Source organism: Roseovarius sp. BRH_c41 (assembly GCF_000961715.1).
Taxonomy (GTDB): Bacteria; Pseudomonadota; Alphaproteobacteria; order Rhodobacterales; family Rhodobacteraceae; genus Roseovarius.
Window position 1 is genome coordinate 13879 of the sequence record NZ_LADY01000004.1, and the last position, 18126, is coordinate 32004.

Consider the following 18126-nt stretch of genomic DNA (forward strand, 5'->3'; position numbering starts at 1 on the left):
CGCTTACTCAGCGGCGATCGGTGGGCTCTCAGGATAGCGGAACATCATCCGGTGATTGCGCGCCAGTTGCAGGATCGGCGGAGTATCGACCATCTCCGGCGTGGCCATCACTGTGGACAGGCCGCGCCGCTGGTCCATCCGCAAACCGGACATCATCGACAGAGGCACTGCGCCAATCAGGCTGATCGCAATCGGCAAGAGCCAGAGCGACACCACGCCCGCCGCCATCCCCAAGGTCAAGAGCGCCCCACTGACGGCTTCCAGCGCGTGAAACTTGAGCACGGTGCGGGCGCTGTAATCGCCGCCCTTGCGCGCCTGTGGCGACCACGTCGGGCGAATGCCAATAACGGTCCGCAGCACGGCAACCACCTGTTGCACCATCATGATCGGGGCAAACAGGATCGACAGCAGGACTTCGACCAGCAGCGAAATGGTGAACCGGCCCCCCCCGCCGAATTGTGTCATATGCCGATCCGTCATGCCGATCATCAGCGCGCCCAGCATCTTGGGGGCCAGCAGCATGCCATACATGAAGAGCAGGATCAGAACCGAACTGACCCGGCTCAATTCCGGCCAGACCGGGTAGAGCGGATTCTCCATGGAGAAGTAGCTGATGACGCTGTCTTGCCCATTGCCCAGAATGGCCCAAATCACCAGAAGTCCGAACCATGCGGGCGACAGGAGGTAGCTCATCGCGCCGTGAAACAGGTGAAATCGCGACACAGGGTGCAGGCCGCGTGTTGCCAGCAGGCTGAGGTGTTGCAGGTTGCCATGGCACCAGCGGCGGTCACGCAGCGCATAGTCTATCAGGGTGGCGGGCGGTTCTTCATAGCTGCCGGGAATGGTGGGGATGAAGCGCACCGCCCAACCGGCGCGGCGCAAGAGCCCGGCCTCGACGAAATCGTGGCTGAGGATCAGACCGCCCTTGCCCCGCAGCGATGGCATGCGCGGCAAGCCCGCGCAATCGGCAAAGGCGCGGGTGCGCAGGATGGCGTTGTGACCCCAGTAGTTGCCCTCGGAGCCGGTCCAGCCCGCCAGCCCCTCGGACAGAAGCGTACCATAGACCGAGGCCGAGAATTGCTGCATCCGGCCAAAGAGCGTGTCAGAGCCCACCACCAGCGGTGCCGATTGAATGAGGCCTGCCGTGGGATCAAGCGACATCTCATCCGAGAGGGCAATCACCGCCTCGGGGCTCATGAGGCTGTCAGCGTCGAGAACGAGCATCGCCTCATAGGCGCCGCCCCAGTTTTCCAGCCATTGCGCGATATTGCCGACCTTGCGTTCGGTGTTCTGCACCCGCCTGCGATACCACACCGGCGCATCGGGCGGCATGGTGGCCCGCAGCGTGGCATAGGCGCGTTGCTCGGCCATGGCGATTTCCGTGTCCTGCGTATCCGACAGGATGAAAAGCTCGAACCGATGCGCGCTGCGCGCGACGCGCAGGGCGCTCATCATGGCGCTGGCATTGCCAAAGACCTCGGCCGTGTCCTCGTTATAGATCGGCACGAGGAGGGCAACGTTCAACGGCGCAGGGGCGGCCTGCGCGCGGGCGCGTTGCTGTTTGAGGTGAACGGCAAGGCCAAGCGTGGCCGTGCCCATAGCCAGCGCAATCCAGAAAAACGTAACCATCACAAAGGCCAGCAGCACCCATTCCAGCCACCAGATGCCATTGGTCGACAACCAGTCCCCAAAGGCCCAGGCCAGGGCCCCTGTGGTCAGTACCGCAGGAAGAAAGGCCGCCGCGCGGCGCCATTGAAACACGGCCGATGGTTGCCATTTCGGCGCGTTGGGATCGCGATAGACACGGCTGAAGCTCTGGACCGGATGGTCCAGAGGGGCAGGCGCGGGCATCAGCCCGGTGCCGGGAAAGGGCGTCAGACGGTCCATCGGTAGAGCCATACTTCGGACACAGCTTGTCCTTGGTGATAGAGTTGTGCGCGCAATTCGGCTGCCGTCACATCGGCAGGGTCAAAGGAGAACACCAGACGCGGGCCGTCAGTATCGGGGTTGCGCTGGATTTGCGGCACCGAGGGTTCAAAGGTGTTGGCCCGCACATAGGGGACCAGATCCTGGTAATCCTCGGGCAAGGCGGGATGTGGCGCGAAGTCGATGACAACGAGTTTGTGATCATTCTGCGCAAAGCCCTTGCCCAGACGCGTGTTGAGCACCTGCGTCACCGGCTTGCTTGACTCGATCTGGTCGGTCCACGTCATGCGATAAGAGAACGCGTGCTCGGAGCCCTCTGCCAGTGGTGTGCGCGGCTTCCAGTAGGCGACGATATTGTCGTAGATTTCCTTGTCGGTGGGAATCTCGACCAAAGTGATCGCGCCCTGACCCCAGTCTTCGCCCGGCGTAATCCAGAGACTCGGGCGGTCCTGATAGTGCGCCTCGAGATCCTCGAAGTTGGAAAAGGCCCGCTCGCGCTGTGCCAGACCAAAGCCCTTGGGGTTTTCATCCGCAAAGCTGGAAATCTGGATGAAGGTCGGGTTGGCCAGAGGCCGCCAGATCAGCTCGCCGTTGCCGTTGAGGATGCTCAGCCCGTCGCTGTCATGCACGGCGGGACGGAAATCGTCAAAGCGGCCACGGTTCGTCTCGTCGAAATAGAACATTGAGGTGAGCGGCGCGATGCCGACATTCGCCAACTCGGTGCGCGGCCAGAGCGTGCAACGGACATCGACCTCTGTGGTGGTGCCATTGGGCCGCAGGGTGAAATGGTAGATGCCGGTAACAGAGGGGCTCTCCAGCAGGGCGTGCACCTTGTGTTCGGAGACGCCCGGTGCCGGTTTTTCAATCCAGAAACGGGTGAAATCCGGGAACTCTTCACCATCCGGTGAGGCGGTGTTGAGCGCCAGACCGCGTGCCGACAGGCCATAGGCGAGATCACGAGCGATGACGCGGAAATAGCTGGCCCCTTGGAACACAGCGTATTCCTGAAAGAAGCCCGGCTTAGCGATCTCTGCCCGCAGACGGATACCGGAATAGCCCAATGCTTCATCCACCGGCAGATCCGGCACGATTTCATGCAGGTCATAGAGCCCGAAATCGAACGGCATTCTGTGCGCGATGCCATTCTCGACCATGTTGACCTCGACCGCATGCGGGAAATAGAGGCCCGGCGGAAACATGTCGAATTCGAGCGTGGTGTCAGCCCCGGCCCAGATCGCCTTGTCGGTGTTGTAGCGAATGCCGCGATACTGATCATAGGTCAGATCACGCCATGCGTCGGGTACGAAGGGACGCTCGGCATAGGGGTTGGCCGCGATCTGACGGGCCAATTCATGCAGCCCCGATTCGGAAAAGGCGGTGCCATCCGAAGCACGGGTCATGCCCGGCCAGATCGCGAGGGCGGCGAGAGATTTGAGAACATCGCGGCGGATCATTTTGCACCCCGCCAAGGATGAGATTTAAACCAGGCTACGGTGTAGGCCACCGCGATAAGCGCCCCGAACCCGATAAAGTTCGCAAGCGTGATGTTCCAGGTATTGCGTCCGATCTGGTCCATGACGAAACCCGAAAAGCGGGCGAACACCATGGAGAAGACGAAGACCGCCAGCGATTGCTGCCCGACCTTCAGAATCATTTTGAGCAGAACTCCCCAAATGTAAGAGATGATGCCGTTGCCAGCGACGCGGAGGCGATTACCACCTTCTCCGGCCGCTGCCCAGCACAGATATGCAAGGGCGAGAAAATGTACATAGCGCAGGATGCCGAAATCGGATTTGTTGAAGAGCCAGTTGTTTGCGCCGCGCCAGTCGCGGGCCCAGTCAAAACCGAATTCGCGCACGCCGATGTTGGAAAGTGGGATATTTGCAATCACAAGCGCCAGAGCGATGCCGATCAACACTTGGTTGACCGGTGGCTTGGGCAGCCAGCCGCGCATAAAGGCAAAGCCGGTGAAAAAGATCAATTGCCAGCCGAAGGGGTTAAAGAACCATTCCCGATTCGACCATGGCTCTGCCGGAAAGGCGAGATGAAGATGGCCCAGCCCAAGTGAGTCGAGGATGAATTGCTGCGCCATGAGCCATGTGAGACCCATCGCCCCCGCCACCGCCCAGAGGCTGATGCGGCTCAGCGCCATGATGACCGGCATCATCACGAGGATGACCATATACATCGGAAGGATGTCGAAATAATTTGGCACATAGGTGAGCGTGAACAGCCCGACCAGTTGAGGCGCGGGGTTTGCAAAGAAGTGCTGAAGATTGAGCGAACTGACGTAGCTCTTTTCAAAATTGCCCAGCACATCAAAGGCGGCAAGCATCGTGGCAATGACGAAAAACATCGCGATATGCGCCCAAAAGACCTGCCAGACACGATAGCCCACACGTCCCGTTCCCAGCGTCCAGCCCGCGCGGTCGAAGGTGCGGCCAAAGGCGATGGCAGAGGCCATGCCGGAACAGAACACAAAGATCTCTGTCGCGTCGGAAAAGCCCCAGCGCGCCGGAATCCAGCTTGTGAAAAAGTTGCGCGGGGTATGTGCGGCCAAGATGATGAACATCGCAAGACCGCGAAAGAAATCCAGCCGGATGTCCCGCGTGCTCGCGACCGGCTTGGCAACCGCTGCGCTGGCGCGGCCGTGCAATATGGACGGATCGGCAACACTCGTCATAACGGTGTCGGCTCCTTTTCGTGAGTTAGTCCGCGCCTATTCCGCCGGCAAGCGGCCAGCTTCGTCCCAGTCAACGCGTGACCCCGAGATAAGTTCCAAACGGGCGCTGGCATAGGAATCAAGCCGGCCTGCGCGCTGCGCGGTGCGCTCGTGCAAGAAGTTCTCGGCCTCATCGAGAAATCCGGCACGAATAGCCGCATCAATCGTGAGTCGTTCAAATACGTCGCGTTGGGCATGGCTGCCCCCGGCCAGTTGCATGGAACGTCTCGCTCGTCCAAGGTTGAGGAACGCGGTTTTGTAATCGCCATCCCCAAACGCCTCAAGGCCCGTGGCGGCCGATAGGCCAGGATTCGCCATCCGCGCCAAAAGCTCGCCTGCGTTGGTCTGTTTGGCATCGCGGTGCATCCGCGCCAGCATACGCTTGACGGCCACATCGCGACTGCCGCCGATAAGCGCCAGAAGATAGTGCAGATCGGCAAAGAGAAGACAGGCATCTTCGGTGCGCCGCTCTGCGATATCGGTCAGCTCGTCCCAACGATGACCGACATTGACCCCTTCCAGTTCCAGCCGCATCAACAAGGACGTTGCGTTGGATATATCACGGAAATCGTCGGTATGATCGCGCCGCACCTCGGTGTCATAGAGGTCGAGCACCGCGTCAATCTCACCCTGATCGAGATGCATCAGCGCCTTGTGCCACCAGACGTGGTAGCGAAAATTGTTGCAATGCGCCCAGGCGTGTTCGCGACCTTCCAGCCAATTCAGCCCGGCGCGGGCATTGGCTGTCATGTCAAATACATGCGCCACGGCATGCAGGCCCCAGGCATCGTCAGGCGAGAGGCTCAGGCCCAACCGACCAGCGGTTTCAGCGCGGGCATAGTCGCCCGTCTCTTCCAAGGAAAAGGCGTGGCAGCCAAAGAGATAGCCACGCGCTGGATTCTTGGCGTCATAGGCGGGAAGCAGCGCTTCGATCGAGGCGCGCATGCCCTTGCCGTCACCCATGATGAAGCGGGTCGCATGGCTGATTTTCATCGCCAGCGCATCCTCAGGCCAGCGCGTGAGAATCGCTTCCATCTCGCGTACGGTCTCGGAGGGGCGTCCGTCGAGCCATGCGCCCAGCCCACGGATATAGCCCATCTCGCGCGCCGTGGGGGCGCTGCGCAAGGCCGCCTCTTGTGCTGCGCGATACCCCTCTTGCGCGGTCTCGGTCATCTCGCGCCGCCCGAGCATCAGGAAAAATAGACCCTTGGTGGCATGCGCCATCGCAAAATCAGGCTCTTGGCTCAGCACGGACCCCAGATATTCGGGGGTCTTCGCGGCATGGGCGAGAAAGGCCAATACCATATTGTCCCAAGCCTCGGCGGCGGTGGGCGATGATATGGTCAACTCATATCCAAATTGATCTATACGCATAACCCGAATTCCTTCTGATACCTCTGCATCACAGCTAGCCCGGTAAATGTGACAGCGGCAACATACCTGCCGCTTATCTCACCAAGTCGTTATCCGCACTGTAGCGAATGTGACAGGTATCTTGCAGATGCTGCCGTGTAATGCGCTAGAAAATAGGCGTAATTCTGCTCAGGCAGGGAGAGAGCCCCACCGGTTCGCCAAAATTTCACTCGGCAATGGCAGTTTGCGCGACGGTTTTGAAAACACCATCCAATTCGGTCGCGAGCGCGCGGAGATCGTCCCCGCCTTCGTCGAAGTAAGGGGCAAAGACCGCAGTGGGCGTTTTATAACTGAGCGTGGCGGTGCCATCGGCCTCCTCGGTCACATAGAGGCGGATCGGCGCCTCGATTCCGGCTGCGACGCTGGCGGCCAACATGCGGCGGGCATAGTCGTTGCGATAGAGACCAAAGATGCGATTGCCGGGGATGGTGATCCCCTGCCCGCGCGCGCCATCCGAGGCGCTGGCCTGTGTGACGATGGCGATGGGCGCGGTCTCGACCGCTGCGCGCACCGCCTCGACCAGCGCGTCAAAGCCTTTGGCCGTGTCGTGGATCACCCAGCCGTCGCGGGGCTCCAGCGCCTGTGCGGTGCTGGACAGAAACAGGAAAACGCTCAGAATTGCCAGAAATCGTTGCATGACACAGTCCTCCGGTTGTGCCCGGAGAGGTAAGGCATACCTCGAGTCGCGGCAAATCACGTGGCCGCGAGGCAAGGTTACAGATCGCGCCGGAGCGGTCCAAGCACCGCGTCGGTATCGGCCCCGGTCGTGGGCGGAGCGCTGCGATAGCTCACCGGCGTGCGCGAGAATTTGAGCGGGTTGCCAATGAGGCGCACGTCCCCCTTGGCGGTGTGCGGCGCGGGCATCGTGATCGTCATGCCGCGCGCCTGCGCCTGTTCGGTCTCCAGCGCCTGACCAATGGTGTTGACTGGCCCCACCGGCACCTTGCGCGCCTCTAGCCCTTCGATCACATGCGCGGTGGTGCGGGTGGCCAGAACTTCGACAATCATCGGCACAAGGGTGTCGCGATGCGTCAGTCGCGCGGTATTGGTGGCATAGTGCGGATCAGTGGCCCAGTTGGGTTGGCCCAGATAATCGCAAAAACGGGCATATTGGCTGTCATTGCCCACCGCCACGATCACATGACCATCGGCGGTCGCAAAGACCTGATAGGGCACGATGTTGGGATGGGCATTGCCCGCGCGGGTGGGGGAAGTGCCGGAGGTGAGGTAGTTCAGCCCCTGATTGACCAGCCAGGCCATCGTGGCATCGACCAGCGCGATGTCGATATGCTGCCCCTCGCCGGTCGCGTCGCGGTGGCGCAGCGCCGCCAGAATGCCGGTCGAAGCATAAAGGCCGCAGACCACATCGGCGACGCCCACACCCACCTTCATTGGCTCACCATCCGCCTCGCCGGTGATCGACATGATGCCGCCGTAGCCTTGGGCCATCAAATCATAGCCGGGTTTGTCGCGATTGGGGCCGGTCTGGCCGAAACCGGAAATCGAGCAATAGACAAGGCCCGGATAGGCGGCGCAGAGCGTGTCGTGATCCAGGCCGTATTTCCGCAATCCGCCCGGTTTGAAATTCTCGATCACCACATCGGCGCGGCCTGCCAGAGCATGCAGCAGGCTCTGCACCTCTGGGTCGGTCAAATCCACCGCCACGGATTTCTTGTTGCGGTTGGAGGACATGAAATAGGCCGAGAGGTCCGTGGGATTGCCTTGGGCATCCAGCGCAAAGGGCGGGCCCCATTGCCGCGTATCATCCCCTTCAAGACTCTCGATCTTGATCACCTCCGCCCCAAGGTCGCCCAGAAGCTGCGTGCAGGTGGGGCCGGCGAGAATGCGACTGAGGTCGAGGATAACGAGACCCTCCAACGGACCGGGCATGGGCATCTCCTCAGATACGGTTGTCATAAGAGCCGCGGTCGATTTCGGCGGCGATGACGGTAAAGGTGTCAGCCTCTTGTGCGACCTTAAGGGCTGCGCGTAATTCTGTACGGTTGGTCACGCGCACGCCGTGGCCGCCAAAGGCGCGCCCGATGGCGGCGAAATCGTGATGGCCGAAATCGACCGCCAGATTGACCATCTGCCGCTCACGCTGTTTCTTTTCGATCAGCGCAAGGCTGGCATCGACGAAGACGACGAAGATCACCGGCAGTTTGAGTTCGGCGACGGTCGAGAGTTCGCCCGCGACCATCAGGAACCCGGCATCGCCGGAAAAACTGACGACGGTGGCCTCAGGCGTGGCGAGTTTCGCGCCCATCGCCAGCGGCACGGCACAGCCCATCGTGCAAAGGGCGGTGGATTGCAGCAGGGCGCGGGGGAAATGGCTGGTCCACATCTGCGACAAGAGAATGCGATGCGCGCCGCTATCGACGGTGGCGATGGTATCCTGCGGCAACACGGCGCGCGCCTCGGCGATGACACCGGCGGCCCCCCATTCGTCATCCGTTGGAAAGGCACCCGCCAGCGCCGCGCGGGCCGCGGCCACTTGCCCCCCCGTCCACGTCGCACGGGGGCTGACGCCCTCAGTGATGGCCGCAAGAGAGGGCGCGCAGGCCCCAACGATATTCATTGTGGCCTGATGCATATATTGGTCATTGGGCACGGCCGCGATGTCGATCACCTTGACCTCTGCCGGATCCCAGATCTCGCGCCAGCCGGGGCGCATTTCAATGGGGTCATAGCCGACACAGAGAATCAGATCGGCCTGCCGCACCAGCGGCACGAGGATACCATCGGCAAGCGGTGAGAGGCCGGCACCCCCAAGGGCGAGCGGATGCGTCTCGGGGATGATCCCCTTGGCCTTGTAGGTGGTGACAACGGGAATGTTCAGGCGCTCGGCGACCTCAAGGATCGTCTCGCCCGCCCCCTCGTTGACCGCATCAAGGCCCACGATCATCACCGGACGCTCGGCCGCCGCCAGCCAATCACGCGCCGCCTGAGGCGCGGCGGGCTGCATCGGCACGGCATCGGGACGTCGGCGCAGGCGCGGCAGGGTCACGCGCATATCCGCCACGGAAATCGGCACGTCGATATGCACCGGGCCGGGACGGCCTTCGGTGGCGATGCCGATGGCTTTGTCGGCGATGATATCGGCCCCTTGGGCGGTCAGGCGAAAGGTCGCCTTGGTGATTGGTGCTAGCACCGCCTCATGATCAAGAATTTGATGGGTATAGGTCAGCGCCTCATCGGCATCGACACACCCGGAAATCACGATCAGCGGCACACGGTCCTGATGCGCGTTGGCGATGGCATTGACCCCGTTCAATACCCCCGGCCCCAGCGTGGCAATCAGAATGCCGGGTGCGCCGGTGCGGTGCCAGACGCCTTCGGCCATGAAGGCGGCGGCGTTCTCATGCCGCGCCAATGTCACCTCGATGCCCGCCCGCGCCAACGCATCCATCACGGTCAGAACCTCGCCGCCCGGCATGCCAAAGGCATGGCGGCAACCCGCCTCGTATAGACGCCGTGCAAGATAGTCGGCGGCGCGGTTCTGGGTCTCTTGGCTATCGTTCACGGGGTGGGCTCCTCTGTCGTCCTTGGGCACTTTGTGGCCGAGGGTTGGGGCAACCGCAAGCCCGCTTCAGGGCGCGATTAACAGGGCGCCACTGGTTTTCCTGTGACCGCAGACCTAAATCCGGGTTGAGGGGCCAAGAGAAAGCGCCTAATCACGAGGCTATTCGCCCAGTTTCACGGCCCCGGTCCGCTCCGGGCAAAAGGATTTTCAATGGCCAACCATCTCTATCAGAACGACCTGCCCGATGGGCTGGATCTTGGCTCTGTCGTCGCGATTGATTGCGAGACGATGGGTCTGCACCCGCACCGTGACCGGCTCTGTGTCGTGCAGCTTTCGGGGGGGGATGGGCATGCACATCTGGTGCAGGTCGCCAAGGGGCAGACCAGCGCGCCCAATCTGGAACGGCTGCTGACCGATCCAAATGTCCTGAAACTGTTTCACTTTGGTCGCTTCGACATCGCGGCAATGCACAATGCTTTTGGCGCGCTTGCGGCTCCGGTCTATTGCACCAAGATCGCGAGCAAACTCATCCGTACCTACACCGACCGGCATGGGCTCAAGTATCTGTTGCAAGAACTGTTGAACATCGACATCTCCAAGCAGCAGCAAAGCTCGGATTGGGGCGCCGAAAGCCTGACGTCCGCACAGCTCGACTATGCCGCCTCGGACGTGCTCTATCTGCACCGCTTGCGGGACGAGTTGAACACACGTCTGGTCCGGGAAGACCGGATGGGGCTGGCGCAGGCCTGCTTTGATTTCCTGCCGCAACGCGCTGTGCTCGATCTGGCCGGATGGCCCGAGATCGACATCTTCGCCCACTAAGGAATGGCACGCGCGCAGAACACCTATTCGCGGATCGTGGCGTGGATGAAAATCATCCTGCCGCTGACTGCCCTTGGGCTGCTCTCGACGCTGTTTTTGTTTTCGCGCACCGTTGATCCGACGCAAACGGTGCCGATTGACCAACTTGATCTGGAACAGCGCGCTCAGGATCTCGGGGCGACAAAGCCGCGGTTTGCAGGGGTGACGGCCGACGGCGACGAGATTACCTTTGCCGCCGAGATCGCACGCCCCGACCGCAAAACGCCCGATCAGTTGATTGCCGAGGATATCACCGCACAATTGCGGCTGAGCGCAGGGACAGTCATCGACATCACCTCTGCCAATGCCGAAATGCAGCAAGGTGACATGACGGCGAGCTTGACGGGCCGAGTGCACATCACCACATCGACGGGCTATGAGATCGACACCGAGCGGCTGAATGCCAAGCTGGATGAGGTCTATGCCGAAACGCCGGGACGGGTTGAGGCCACCGGTCCTCTGGGAGAGGTGACGGCAGGGCGGATGCTGTTGCATAACAACTCCGAGAGCGCTACGCCGGAATTGCTTTTCACCGAGGGTGTCAAGCTGATATACCGCCCGGAAGAAGCGGGGGAGTGACACAAGTGCCAAGAATTTTCAGTTTGATTTTGGCGTTCGCGCTGCTTCTGCCACCTGTTGTCACACTGGCGCAGGGCGCGCAGGTGGCCTTTGGCAACACCCAAGCGGATCGCAACCTGCCCGTCGAGGTGACATCCGACTCTCTCAGCGTCAATCAGGCGGACAATACCGCCACCTTCACCGGGAATGTTGTGATCGGTCAGGGCGCGATGCGGCTGGCTGCACCCGAGGTGCTTGTGGTCTACTTGCCCGACAAGAGCGGGATCGAAAGCCTGAAGGCAACAGGGGGCGTCACGCTGGTCAGTGGCGAAGATGCCGCCGAGGCGGAACGAGCCGACTATGACATCACCACGGGGATGATAGAACTGCGCGGCAACGTCCTCTTGGTGCAGGGCACCAATGCGATCACAGGTGAGACCGTGTTCGTGGATACCGCGGCGGGCACGGCGCAGGTCAGCGGCAGGGTCAAGACCATCCTGCAACCGGGCAGCAACGAATGAGCTCTCCGAACTTGACACTCGCGCATGAAAATGCCGGCCTCGTGGTTGAAAACCTGCGCAAGAGCTATCGCAAGCGCTTGGTGATCCGCGACGTATCGCTCTCGCTCAAACAGGGCGAGGTGGTGGCGCTCTTGGGGCCGAACGGATCGGGCAAGACCACGACATTCTATGCCATTGCGGGGCTGATCTACCCCGAAGGCGGACATATCCACATCGACGGTCAGGATGTGACCAGTCTTCCGATGTATCGCCGCGCCAAGCTGGGCATCGGCTATCTGCCGCAGGAAATGTCAATCTTTCGTGGCCTGTCGGTCGAAGACAATATCCTTGCGATTCTCGACATCGCAGAACGTGACCGTCACAAGCGGCGCGAGCGGCTGGAAGAGTTGCTCTCGGATTTCTCGATCGAACATTTGCGCCGCGCGCCCGCCTTGGCCTTGTCCGGCGGCGAGCGACGGCGGGTCGAGATTGCGCGCTGTCTGGCCGCCAACCCGCGCTATCTCTTGCTGGACGAGCCTTTTGCGGGGGTTGATCCGATCTCTGTCGGCGACATTCGGCATCTGGTTGCCGATCTCAAGAAACGCGGCATTGGGGTGCTGATCACCGACCATAATGTGCGCGAGACGCTGGAAATCGTTGATCGCGCCTATATCCTGCATGACGGCAAGGTTCTGATGTCCGGCAGTCCGCGCGACGTTGTGGAAAACGAGAACGTGCGCCGCGTCTATCTGGGCGACACCTTTCGGATTTCCTGAGCGTCAGAGCCACGGCGAATCCGTGCCCCTATCCTTCAAATCAGATTGACAAGCTGCGCGGAAAGCGCGTCAATTGAGCTATGACATGTGTTGATCTCGCGCTGTTCCCCGAATGGCCCTCGCGACAAGGGCCTGTCTTGGGACAATTTCAACACCTGTCGTGTACCCGCATCCGGGACTAGGCAATCCCGCGGCGCAAGCGTGCCGCGCATGCCCCCGGCTTGTCAAACGAAGGAGATGAGATGCGTTATCAAATCAGTGGAAAGCAGATCGACATTGGCGAGGCCCTTCAGGTTCATGTGAAGGATGAGTTGGGTAGCGCGGTCGCGAAATACGCGGACCGGCCGACTGACGCGATGGTCGTTTTTTCCAAGAGCGCCAGCGAATTCGTCTGCGAAGCCATCGTGCATCTGTCCACCGGCCTAACCGCGCAGGCCAGCGCCAAGGCGCATGAGATCTACGCTGCCTTTGATGCCTGTTGCGCCAAAATGGAGAAGCAGCTGCGCCGCTACAAACGACGCCTCAAGGACCATCACCGCGAGCGGGCGGAACCGGTTGAACTCTTTGGTGCGTCCTCTTATATCCTCGCCTCAGATAGTGTGGAACCGGAATCAGAGCCCGACAGCCTTCAGCCGATCATCGTCGCCGAGATGGAAACCAAGATTCCGTCGCTCTCGGTTGGTGAGGCGGTCATGCAGATGGAGTTGGCAGGCGCCCCGGTGCTGGTGTTCCGCAAGCAAGGCAAGGATACGGTCAATGTCGTGTATCGCCGTGAGGACGGCAATATCGGCTGGATTGACCCATAACGAGAGGGAGACAGGCGGTGACACGCTTGTCTGAGCAACAGAGTTTATGGAAATTCCAATGATCCTCAAGCCAGAGGCAGTGCGCGTGCTATCAGGCGCGACCAGCAAGAAACGTCTGATGCACGAACTTGGAAGCATTGCAGAGGCCGCCTATGGCGTGTCCCATTCCGCAGCTGTCGAAGCGCTGTTGGAACGCGAAAGCCTTGGCCCGACAGGGGTTGGTCACGGTGTGGCTCTCCCCCATGCGCGCCTTCCAGGGTTGGAGCAGGTTGTTGGTGTGCTGGCTTTGCTGGAAAAACCGATCGACTTTGACGCGGTAGATCGGCAGCCGGTGGATCTGGCTTTTGCGCTCTTTGCGCCGCTTGATGCCGGGGTTGAACACCTCAAGGCGCTTGCACTTGTGTCACGCACTCTGCGGGATGTCGGACTATGCGCCAAACTGCGGTCGAACAGTGATCCCATGACACTCTATACCATCGTCACCGAGGCGCAGGCGGTGCAAGCCGCCTGACGCCCTGCCGGACCTCCGGCTGCCTCAGACCAGCCTGTCGCCCGGCTCTTGCCCAGCAAAGAACGCATCCAGATTGCCCAGCGCGCGAAAGCCCATGGCGTCCCGCGTGGCGCGTGTGGCGCTGCCGATATGCGGCAACATGAAGATGTTTTCATGCGCTGCAAAGGCCGCATTGCCACCCGGTTCAACCTTGAAGCAATCCAGCCCCGCGCCTGCGATATGGCCGGATTTGATGGCGGAGAGCAGGGCGTGTTCATCAATCAAAGCGCCGCGCGCGGTGTTGACCACAACGGCCCCCGCAGGCAGACGCGCGATGCGATCAGCATTGAGAAGATTGATCGTATCGGGCGTGGCCGGGCAGTGCAGCGACAGAAAATCCGAGACATCAAGCAGGCTCTCGACATCCGCATGAAAAATCGCGCCATGTTCATCCTCGGGCGAGAGGCGCGATCGATTGTGATAATGGATTTCCATATCAAAGCCGCGCGCCTTGGCGGCGAAGGCACGACCGACGCGGCCCATCCCAAGGATGCCCACGCGGGCGCCGGTCATCTGCTTGCCGACCATGAAGGAGGGTGACCAGCTATCCCATTGACCTTGTCGCACGATCCGGTCGCCCATGATCGCATGGCGCGCCGCACCCAGCATCAGAAGCATGGCAATTTCGGCCGTTGCGTCAGACAGCACATCCGGCGTGTTGGTGACAACGATACCGGCGGCCTTGAGCGCTGCCAGATCGCAATGATCCACACCCACCGAATGATTGGCGACGATTCTGAGCCTCGGATCAAGCTGCGCTACCACATCGGCGCTGAAATGCTCCGAGTGGCAGGGGATCATCCCGTCCACCCGCTGGCTCATGGCGATGATGTCCTCGGCGGTGCCGGGGGTGTCCGCCTCGTTGACGATCACCTCATAATCACGACGCGCGCGCTCCAGCGTGGCATCGGATAGGCGACGCGGGATCCAAATAACCTTCTTATCGGGCATGTCAGCTTTTGTTCTTGCTCGAGGTCACGAAATCATACCCCGCCAAGGCTGCCGTCAGGCCAACCACGATCCACAGGTCCAGCGTGCCGACCTTGCGCACAAGGATGTAGAGAAAGGCGGTAAAGACCGCGAAGGCAAATATCGCCAGAAATCTATTCATATCGTCATCCTTTTCTCATGCTCCGGCTTCATTCAGCCAGCCCGTAAACCAGTTTGCATTGCGCAAGAGTCGCGCGTCATTGCCGCGTGCGGCAACCAGTTGAATCCCCATCGGCAGTCCGTTTTCCGCCGTAAAGGCAGGCACGGTCACCGCAGGCGTTCCCGTCAGCGTCCAGAGCCCGTTGAAAATCGCATCGCCGGTGAATTTCAGCCCTTCGGGGGCGGGCCCAGTGGCTGCAGGACAGAGGATTGCGTCGCAGCGCTCAAAGATCTCGCCCAGCCCGGCATAGAGCACATCGGCCCAATCCAGCGCCGCCAGATAATCCCGCGCGAGCGTGGCGTTGCCCGTGTTCAGCGCCTCTTGCGTGCGCGGCCCAAGCGCGTCGATGGATTTGCCATAGCGATAGTAGTATTTCGCCATCTCCGCAAAATTGATCCGTGCCCGGATCTCTGCAGCCTCACTGAACGCCGTGGGCAGAGGGGCTTCAAACACCTGTTCGCCCAAGGCCGCGACCAGTTCTTCAAAGGCGGCATGCAGTTGCGGATCGGCTTTGTCCCAGCCCGGCGGGCGGACAAAGGCAAAGACCGGTTTGAGCGGAGGGGTCGAGGAGGCCACCGACAAGAGCGATGGCACAGGGGCGGGAACGGTCGCCGGATCGCCCGCGTCATGGCCCATCAATACCTCCGCCAAGAGCGCCGCATCGGCGGGCGTGCGGGCAAAGACGCCGAGCGTATCGAGCGTGGGCGATTGGATCAGAACGCCGGTGCGGGGGATCGCGCCAAAGCTGGGCTTGAACCCGGTCACGCCGCAATAGGACGCCGGGCGGATCACCGAGCCGCCGGTCTGCGTGCCCACCGCGAGCGGCACCATCCCATCCGCCACCGCCGCCGCAGAGCCCGAGGACGAGCCGCCCGGCGTGTGCGCGGTATTGAGCGGATTGCGGGTGGGTCCGGCGTGCATATAGGCCAATTCGGTCGTGACCGTCTTGCCCATGATCACCGCACCTGCCGCCTTGAGCCGGGCGACGATGGCGGCATCCTTGGTGGGGATGCGGCCTGCGTCCAGCGAACAGCCGTTCTCCGTCGGAATCTTGGCGGTGTCGATGATGTCCTTGAGCGCAACCGGCAGACCGTGCAGCGCCCCGATGGGGCGCCCGGCTTGCCGTTGCGTGTCGAGCGCCTTGGCCTGCATTCGGGCAAAATCGGCGTCAAACCACGCCCAAGCCCGGATTTCTGGCTCGCGTGCCTCGATCCGGGCGATACAGGCCTCGACCAAGTCCAGAGCGCTCAGCGCCCCTGAGGCCAGACGCGTGCGAAGGGTGCACGCGTCCAACATCAGGATTTCGGCCTTACTTGCCATACATCAGCTCCGGCAGATAGAACACGATCTGCGGAAAGATATACATCAGAGCCATGGCGATGAAGACGCAGAAGAGGAACGGCATGACGCCCGAGAAAATCTGCGTGAGCTTGATCTCTGGCGGGGCGATCCCCTTGAGGTAATAGGCCGACATGGCCATGGGTGGCGTTAAGAAACTGGTTTGCAGGTTGAGAGCCACCAGAATCCCAAAGAACAGCGGGTCAATCTCAAAGAACGCCAAGAGCGGCAGAAAGATCGGCACGAAGATAATGATAATCTCCGACCATTCCAGCGGCCAGCCCAGCAAGAAGATGATGAGCTGTGCCAACAGCAGGAACATCAGCGGGCTGAGGTTCATGCTCTGGACGAATTCCGAAATCACATGTTCCCCGCCGAGGTAAGAGAACACCGCCGAGAAGGTGTAGGAACCGACAAACAGCCAGCAAACCATCGCCGTGGTGCGCACGGTCAGATATACGCTCTCGCGCATCCGCTGCCATGTCATGGCACGGTAGACAAAGGCGAGGAAGATACCGCCCAGCGCACCGATGGAGGCCGCTTCTGTCGGGGTCGCCAGACCAAAGAGGATCGAGCCAAGCACTGCGAGGATCAGGAATGCCAGCGGCACGAGCGAGGTCAAGATCATCAGCATGAGCTGGCTCTTGGGGATGTCGGGAATTTCTTCCTTTGTGGGCTTCGGGGCCACAGACGGTTGCAGGATCGAACGGCCGATCACGTAGACCAGATAGAGACCAACCAGAGTAAGACCCGGCAAGAGCGCCGCCGCATAGAGCCGCACAATTGAGACGCTCGACGCCGCTGCATAGACGATCAGCATGATCGAGGGCGGAATGAGAATACCCAACGTGCCACCCGCGCAGATGATGCCCGAGGCAAAGGACGGATCATAGCGCGCCTTGAGCATGGCGGGCAGGGCCAGCAGACCCATCAGCGTCACCACCGCACCGACGATCCCGGTGGCCGTGGCAAAGAGCGCGCAGGTCACAAGTGCCGCCACGCCCATAGAGCCGGGCATATTCTTGGCTGCGATGTTGAGCGTCCCGAACAGCCGGTCCACGATGTTCGCCCGCTCGACGATATACCCCATGAAGAGGAACAGCGGCACAGCGGTCAGAACCTCGTTCGACATCACCGTATAGGTCTGATTGACGAAGAGGTCGAATATTCGGTTGTTAAAGAAGCCCTCAAGCCAGAGACTCCATTGGTCCCAAGCCCCGGCATCCTCAGCCAACCGGTCAAAGCTGCGCCACATCCGGCTCGCATCGAAGTAGGCGTAATAGCCAAAGCCAATACCCATCGCCATGAGGGTGAAGGCGATCGGAAAGCCGAGAAAAACAAAGATTAGGAAAAGGCCCAGCATCATCAGGGCGATTTGCGGATCGGTCATGGATGTGCGTCCTTTTCGGCCTCAGCGGCCTTTTGCATCAGCAGGTCTTCGGTCTCGAAGACGTCTTCATCGGCCTTGAGCCACTCATTGGTGCGCATGCAGTGGATGCAGCGAAACACCTGAGCGATGCCTTGGATCAAGAGGAGGATTCCGGCGGCGACGATCACCGTCTTGAATTGATAGATCGGAATGCCTGCCGGGCTATTGACCGACACCTCGGCATAGGACCAGGACCGCGCGGCGTATTTCCAGCCCGACACGATCAGTGCGATGATACCCGGAAAGAAGAACACGATATAGAGCACCAGATCGACCTTGGCCTGATTGCGTGGCTGCCAGAGGCGATACAGAAAATCGCCCCGCACATGACCGCCCCGCGACAGGGTATACGCCCCGCCCATCATGAAAAGCGTGCCGTACATGATGAACGACACATCCAACGCCCAGGCGGTCGGATTGTTGAAGACGTAGCGAACCACGACTTCATAGCCAGTGCCAAAGGCCATCAGGACGATCAGCCAGGCAAACGCCTTGCCGAACCAAGCCGACAGGTTGTCGGCGAAACGTATGAAACCGATCACACGGAGCCCCCTCTATTTTGAAAGTGGCCCCG

18 protein-coding genes are annotated in these 18126 nt (G+C 60.9%); 6 read left to right on the top strand and 12 right to left on the bottom strand.

Annotated elements, in window-relative coordinates; all coding sequences use genetic code 11:
• Positions 1–3 precede the first annotated feature (3 nt).
• From mdoH to VR71_RS01075, 7 genes are all read right to left on the bottom strand, one after another.
• On the bottom strand, positions 4–1887 hold the full coding sequence (gene mdoH, locus VR71_RS01045; protein WP_045680433.1) for a glucans biosynthesis glucosyltransferase MdoH: 1884 nt from the start codon (positions 1885–1887) through the stop codon (positions 4–6).
• A complete protein-coding gene (locus tag VR71_RS01050) occupies positions 1875–3380 on the bottom strand; it encodes a glucan biosynthesis protein (RefSeq protein ID WP_045680435.1) in 1506 nt (501 codons plus the stop codon). Before VR71_RS01050 ends, mdoH begins: the two co-directional genes overlap by 13 nt.
• Positions 3377–4609 (bottom strand): OpgC family protein, encoded by a 1233-nt coding sequence (locus VR71_RS01055; RefSeq protein WP_009816977.1) that lies wholly within the window; start codon positions 4607–4609, stop codon positions 3377–3379. Before VR71_RS01055 ends, VR71_RS01050 begins: the two co-directional genes overlap by 4 nt.
• Before the next feature lie 36 nt (positions 4610–4645).
• Positions 4646–6022: a tetratricopeptide repeat protein gene (locus tag VR71_RS01060; protein WP_045680437.1), complete on the bottom strand. Its 1377-nt coding sequence runs from the start codon at positions 6020–6022 to the stop codon at positions 4646–4648.
• Between the two features lie 205 nt (positions 6023–6227).
• Positions 6228–6698, bottom strand: a complete 471-nt coding sequence (locus VR71_RS01065; protein WP_045680439.1) for a DUF302 domain-containing protein — start codon at positions 6696–6698, stop codon at positions 6228–6230.
• 77 nt (positions 6699–6775) lie between these two features.
• A complete protein-coding gene (locus VR71_RS01070; protein WP_045680440.1) occupies positions 6776–7951 on the bottom strand; it encodes a CoA transferase in 1176 nt (391 codons plus the stop codon).
• 10 nt (positions 7952–7961) lie between these two features.
• A complete protein-coding gene (locus VR71_RS01075) occupies positions 7962–9584 on the bottom strand; it encodes a thiamine pyrophosphate-binding protein (RefSeq protein ID WP_045680441.1) in 1623 nt (540 codons plus the stop codon).
• 210 nt (positions 9585–9794) lie between these two features.
• Here VR71_RS01075 and VR71_RS01080 point away from each other — a divergent pair, with 210 nt between their 5' ends.
• From VR71_RS01080 to VR71_RS01105, 6 genes are all read left to right on the top strand, one after another.
• A complete protein-coding gene (locus VR71_RS01080) occupies positions 9795–10406 on the top strand; it encodes a ribonuclease D (protein ID WP_009816982.1) in 612 nt (203 codons plus the stop codon).
• A 3-nt stretch (positions 10407–10409) separates the two neighbouring features.
• Entirely contained in the window at positions 10410–11024 is a 615-nt protein-coding gene (gene lptC / locus VR71_RS01085) for an LPS export ABC transporter periplasmic protein LptC (RefSeq protein ID WP_009816983.1), read from the top strand.
• 14 nt (positions 11025–11038) lie between these two features.
• On the top strand, positions 11039–11524 hold the full coding sequence (lptA, locus tag VR71_RS01090; RefSeq protein ID WP_296429684.1) for a lipopolysaccharide transport periplasmic protein LptA: 486 nt from the start codon (positions 11039–11041) through the stop codon (positions 11522–11524).
• Positions 11521–12279: an LPS export ABC transporter ATP-binding protein gene (lptB, locus tag VR71_RS01095; RefSeq protein ID WP_009816985.1), complete on the top strand. Its 759-nt coding sequence runs from the start codon at positions 11521–11523 to the stop codon at positions 12277–12279. The genes lptA and lptB overlap by 4 nt, the downstream gene beginning before the upstream one ends.
• Before the next feature lie 242 nt (positions 12280–12521).
• On the top strand, positions 12522–13085 hold the full coding sequence (gene raiA, locus VR71_RS01100; RefSeq protein ID WP_009816986.1) for a ribosome-associated translation inhibitor RaiA: 564 nt from the start codon (positions 12522–12524) through the stop codon (positions 13083–13085).
• A 46-nt stretch (positions 13086–13131) separates the two neighbouring features.
• On the top strand, positions 13132–13596 hold the full coding sequence (locus VR71_RS01105; RefSeq protein WP_045680442.1) for a PTS sugar transporter subunit IIA: 465 nt from the start codon (positions 13132–13134) through the stop codon (positions 13594–13596).
• A 24-nt stretch (positions 13597–13620) separates the two neighbouring features.
• Here the strand turns inward: VR71_RS01105 and VR71_RS01110 are convergent, their stop codons facing one another.
• The 5 genes from VR71_RS01110 to VR71_RS01125 are packed head-to-tail and all read right to left on the bottom strand — an operon-like array spanning position 13621 to position 18094.
• Positions 13621–14586 carry a D-glycerate dehydrogenase gene (locus VR71_RS01110; RefSeq protein ID WP_045680444.1) on the bottom strand — a complete coding sequence of 322 codons (966 nt, stop codon included), beginning with the start codon at positions 14584–14586 and terminating at the stop codon, positions 13621–13623.
• A gap of 1 nt (position 14587) precedes the next feature.
• Complete coding sequence (locus VR71_RS24470) at positions 14588–14746, bottom strand: hypothetical protein (RefSeq protein ID WP_009816989.1); 159 nt, start codon at positions 14744–14746, stop codon at positions 14588–14590.
• Between the two features lie 15 nt (positions 14747–14761).
• Entirely contained in the window at positions 14762–16105 is a 1344-nt protein-coding gene (locus tag VR71_RS01115; protein WP_045680447.1) for an amidase, read from the bottom strand.
• Positions 16095–17513 (bottom strand): TRAP transporter large permease subunit, encoded by a 1419-nt coding sequence (locus VR71_RS01120; protein ID WP_009816991.1) that lies wholly within the window; start codon positions 17511–17513, stop codon positions 16095–16097. The genes VR71_RS01115 and VR71_RS01120 overlap by 11 nt, the downstream gene beginning before the upstream one ends.
• Positions 17510–18094, bottom strand: coding sequence for a TRAP transporter small permease subunit (locus VR71_RS01125; RefSeq protein ID WP_009816992.1), 585 nt, complete (start codon positions 18092–18094; stop codon positions 17510–17512). The genes VR71_RS01120 and VR71_RS01125 overlap by 4 nt, the downstream gene beginning before the upstream one ends.
• Between the last annotated feature and the right edge of the window lie 32 nt (positions 18095–18126).

Excerpts from the sequence above, each read along its gene's own strand:
- VR71_RS01065 (WP_045680439.1), bottom strand. The coding sequence starts at position 6,698 with ATGCAACGATTTCTGGCAATTCTGAGCGTTTTCCTGTTTCTGTCCAGC.
- VR71_RS01060 (WP_045680437.1), bottom strand. The coding sequence starts at position 6,022 with ATGCGTATAGATCAATTTGGATATGAGTTGACCATATCATCGCCCACC.
- VR71_RS01080 (WP_009816982.1), top strand. The coding sequence starts at position 9,795 with ATGGCCAACCATCTCTATCAGAACGACCTGCCCGATGGGCTGGATCTT.
- lptC (WP_009816983.1), top strand. The coding sequence starts at position 10,410 with ATGGCACGCGCGCAGAACACCTATTCGCGGATCGTGGCGTGGATGAAA.
- VR71_RS01050 (WP_045680435.1), bottom strand. The coding sequence starts at position 3,380 with ATGATCCGCCGCGATGTTCTCAAATCTCTCGCCGCCCTCGCGATCTGG.
- lptB (WP_009816985.1), top strand. The coding sequence starts at position 11,521 with ATGAGCTCTCCGAACTTGACACTCGCGCATGAAAATGCCGGCCTCGTG.
- VR71_RS01115 (WP_045680447.1), bottom strand. The coding sequence starts at position 16,105 with ATGGCAAGTAAGGCCGAAATCCTGATGTTGGACGCGTGCACCCTTCGC.
- mdoH (WP_045680433.1), bottom strand. The coding sequence starts at position 1,887 with ATGGACCGTCTGACGCCCTTTCCCGGCACCGGGCTGATGCCCGCGCCT.
- VR71_RS01120 (WP_009816991.1), bottom strand. The coding sequence starts at position 17,513 with ATGACCGATCCGCAAATCGCCCTGATGATGCTGGGCCTTTTCCTAATC.
- raiA (WP_009816986.1), top strand. The coding sequence starts at position 12,522 with ATGCGTTATCAAATCAGTGGAAAGCAGATCGACATTGGCGAGGCCCTT.
- VR71_RS01070 (WP_045680440.1), bottom strand. The coding sequence starts at position 7,951 with ATGCCCGGTCCGTTGGAGGGTCTCGTTATCCTCGACCTCAGTCGCATT.
- VR71_RS01105 (WP_045680442.1), top strand. The coding sequence starts at position 13,132 with ATGGAAATTCCAATGATCCTCAAGCCAGAGGCAGTGCGCGTGCTATCA.
- VR71_RS01110 (WP_045680444.1), bottom strand. The coding sequence starts at position 14,586 with ATGCCCGATAAGAAGGTTATTTGGATCCCGCGTCGCCTATCCGATGCC.
- VR71_RS01055 (WP_009816977.1), bottom strand. The coding sequence starts at position 4,609 with ATGACGAGTGTTGCCGATCCGTCCATATTGCACGGCCGCGCCAGCGCA.
- VR71_RS24470 (WP_009816989.1), bottom strand. The coding sequence starts at position 14,746 with ATGAATAGATTTCTGGCGATATTTGCCTTCGCGGTCTTTACCGCCTTT.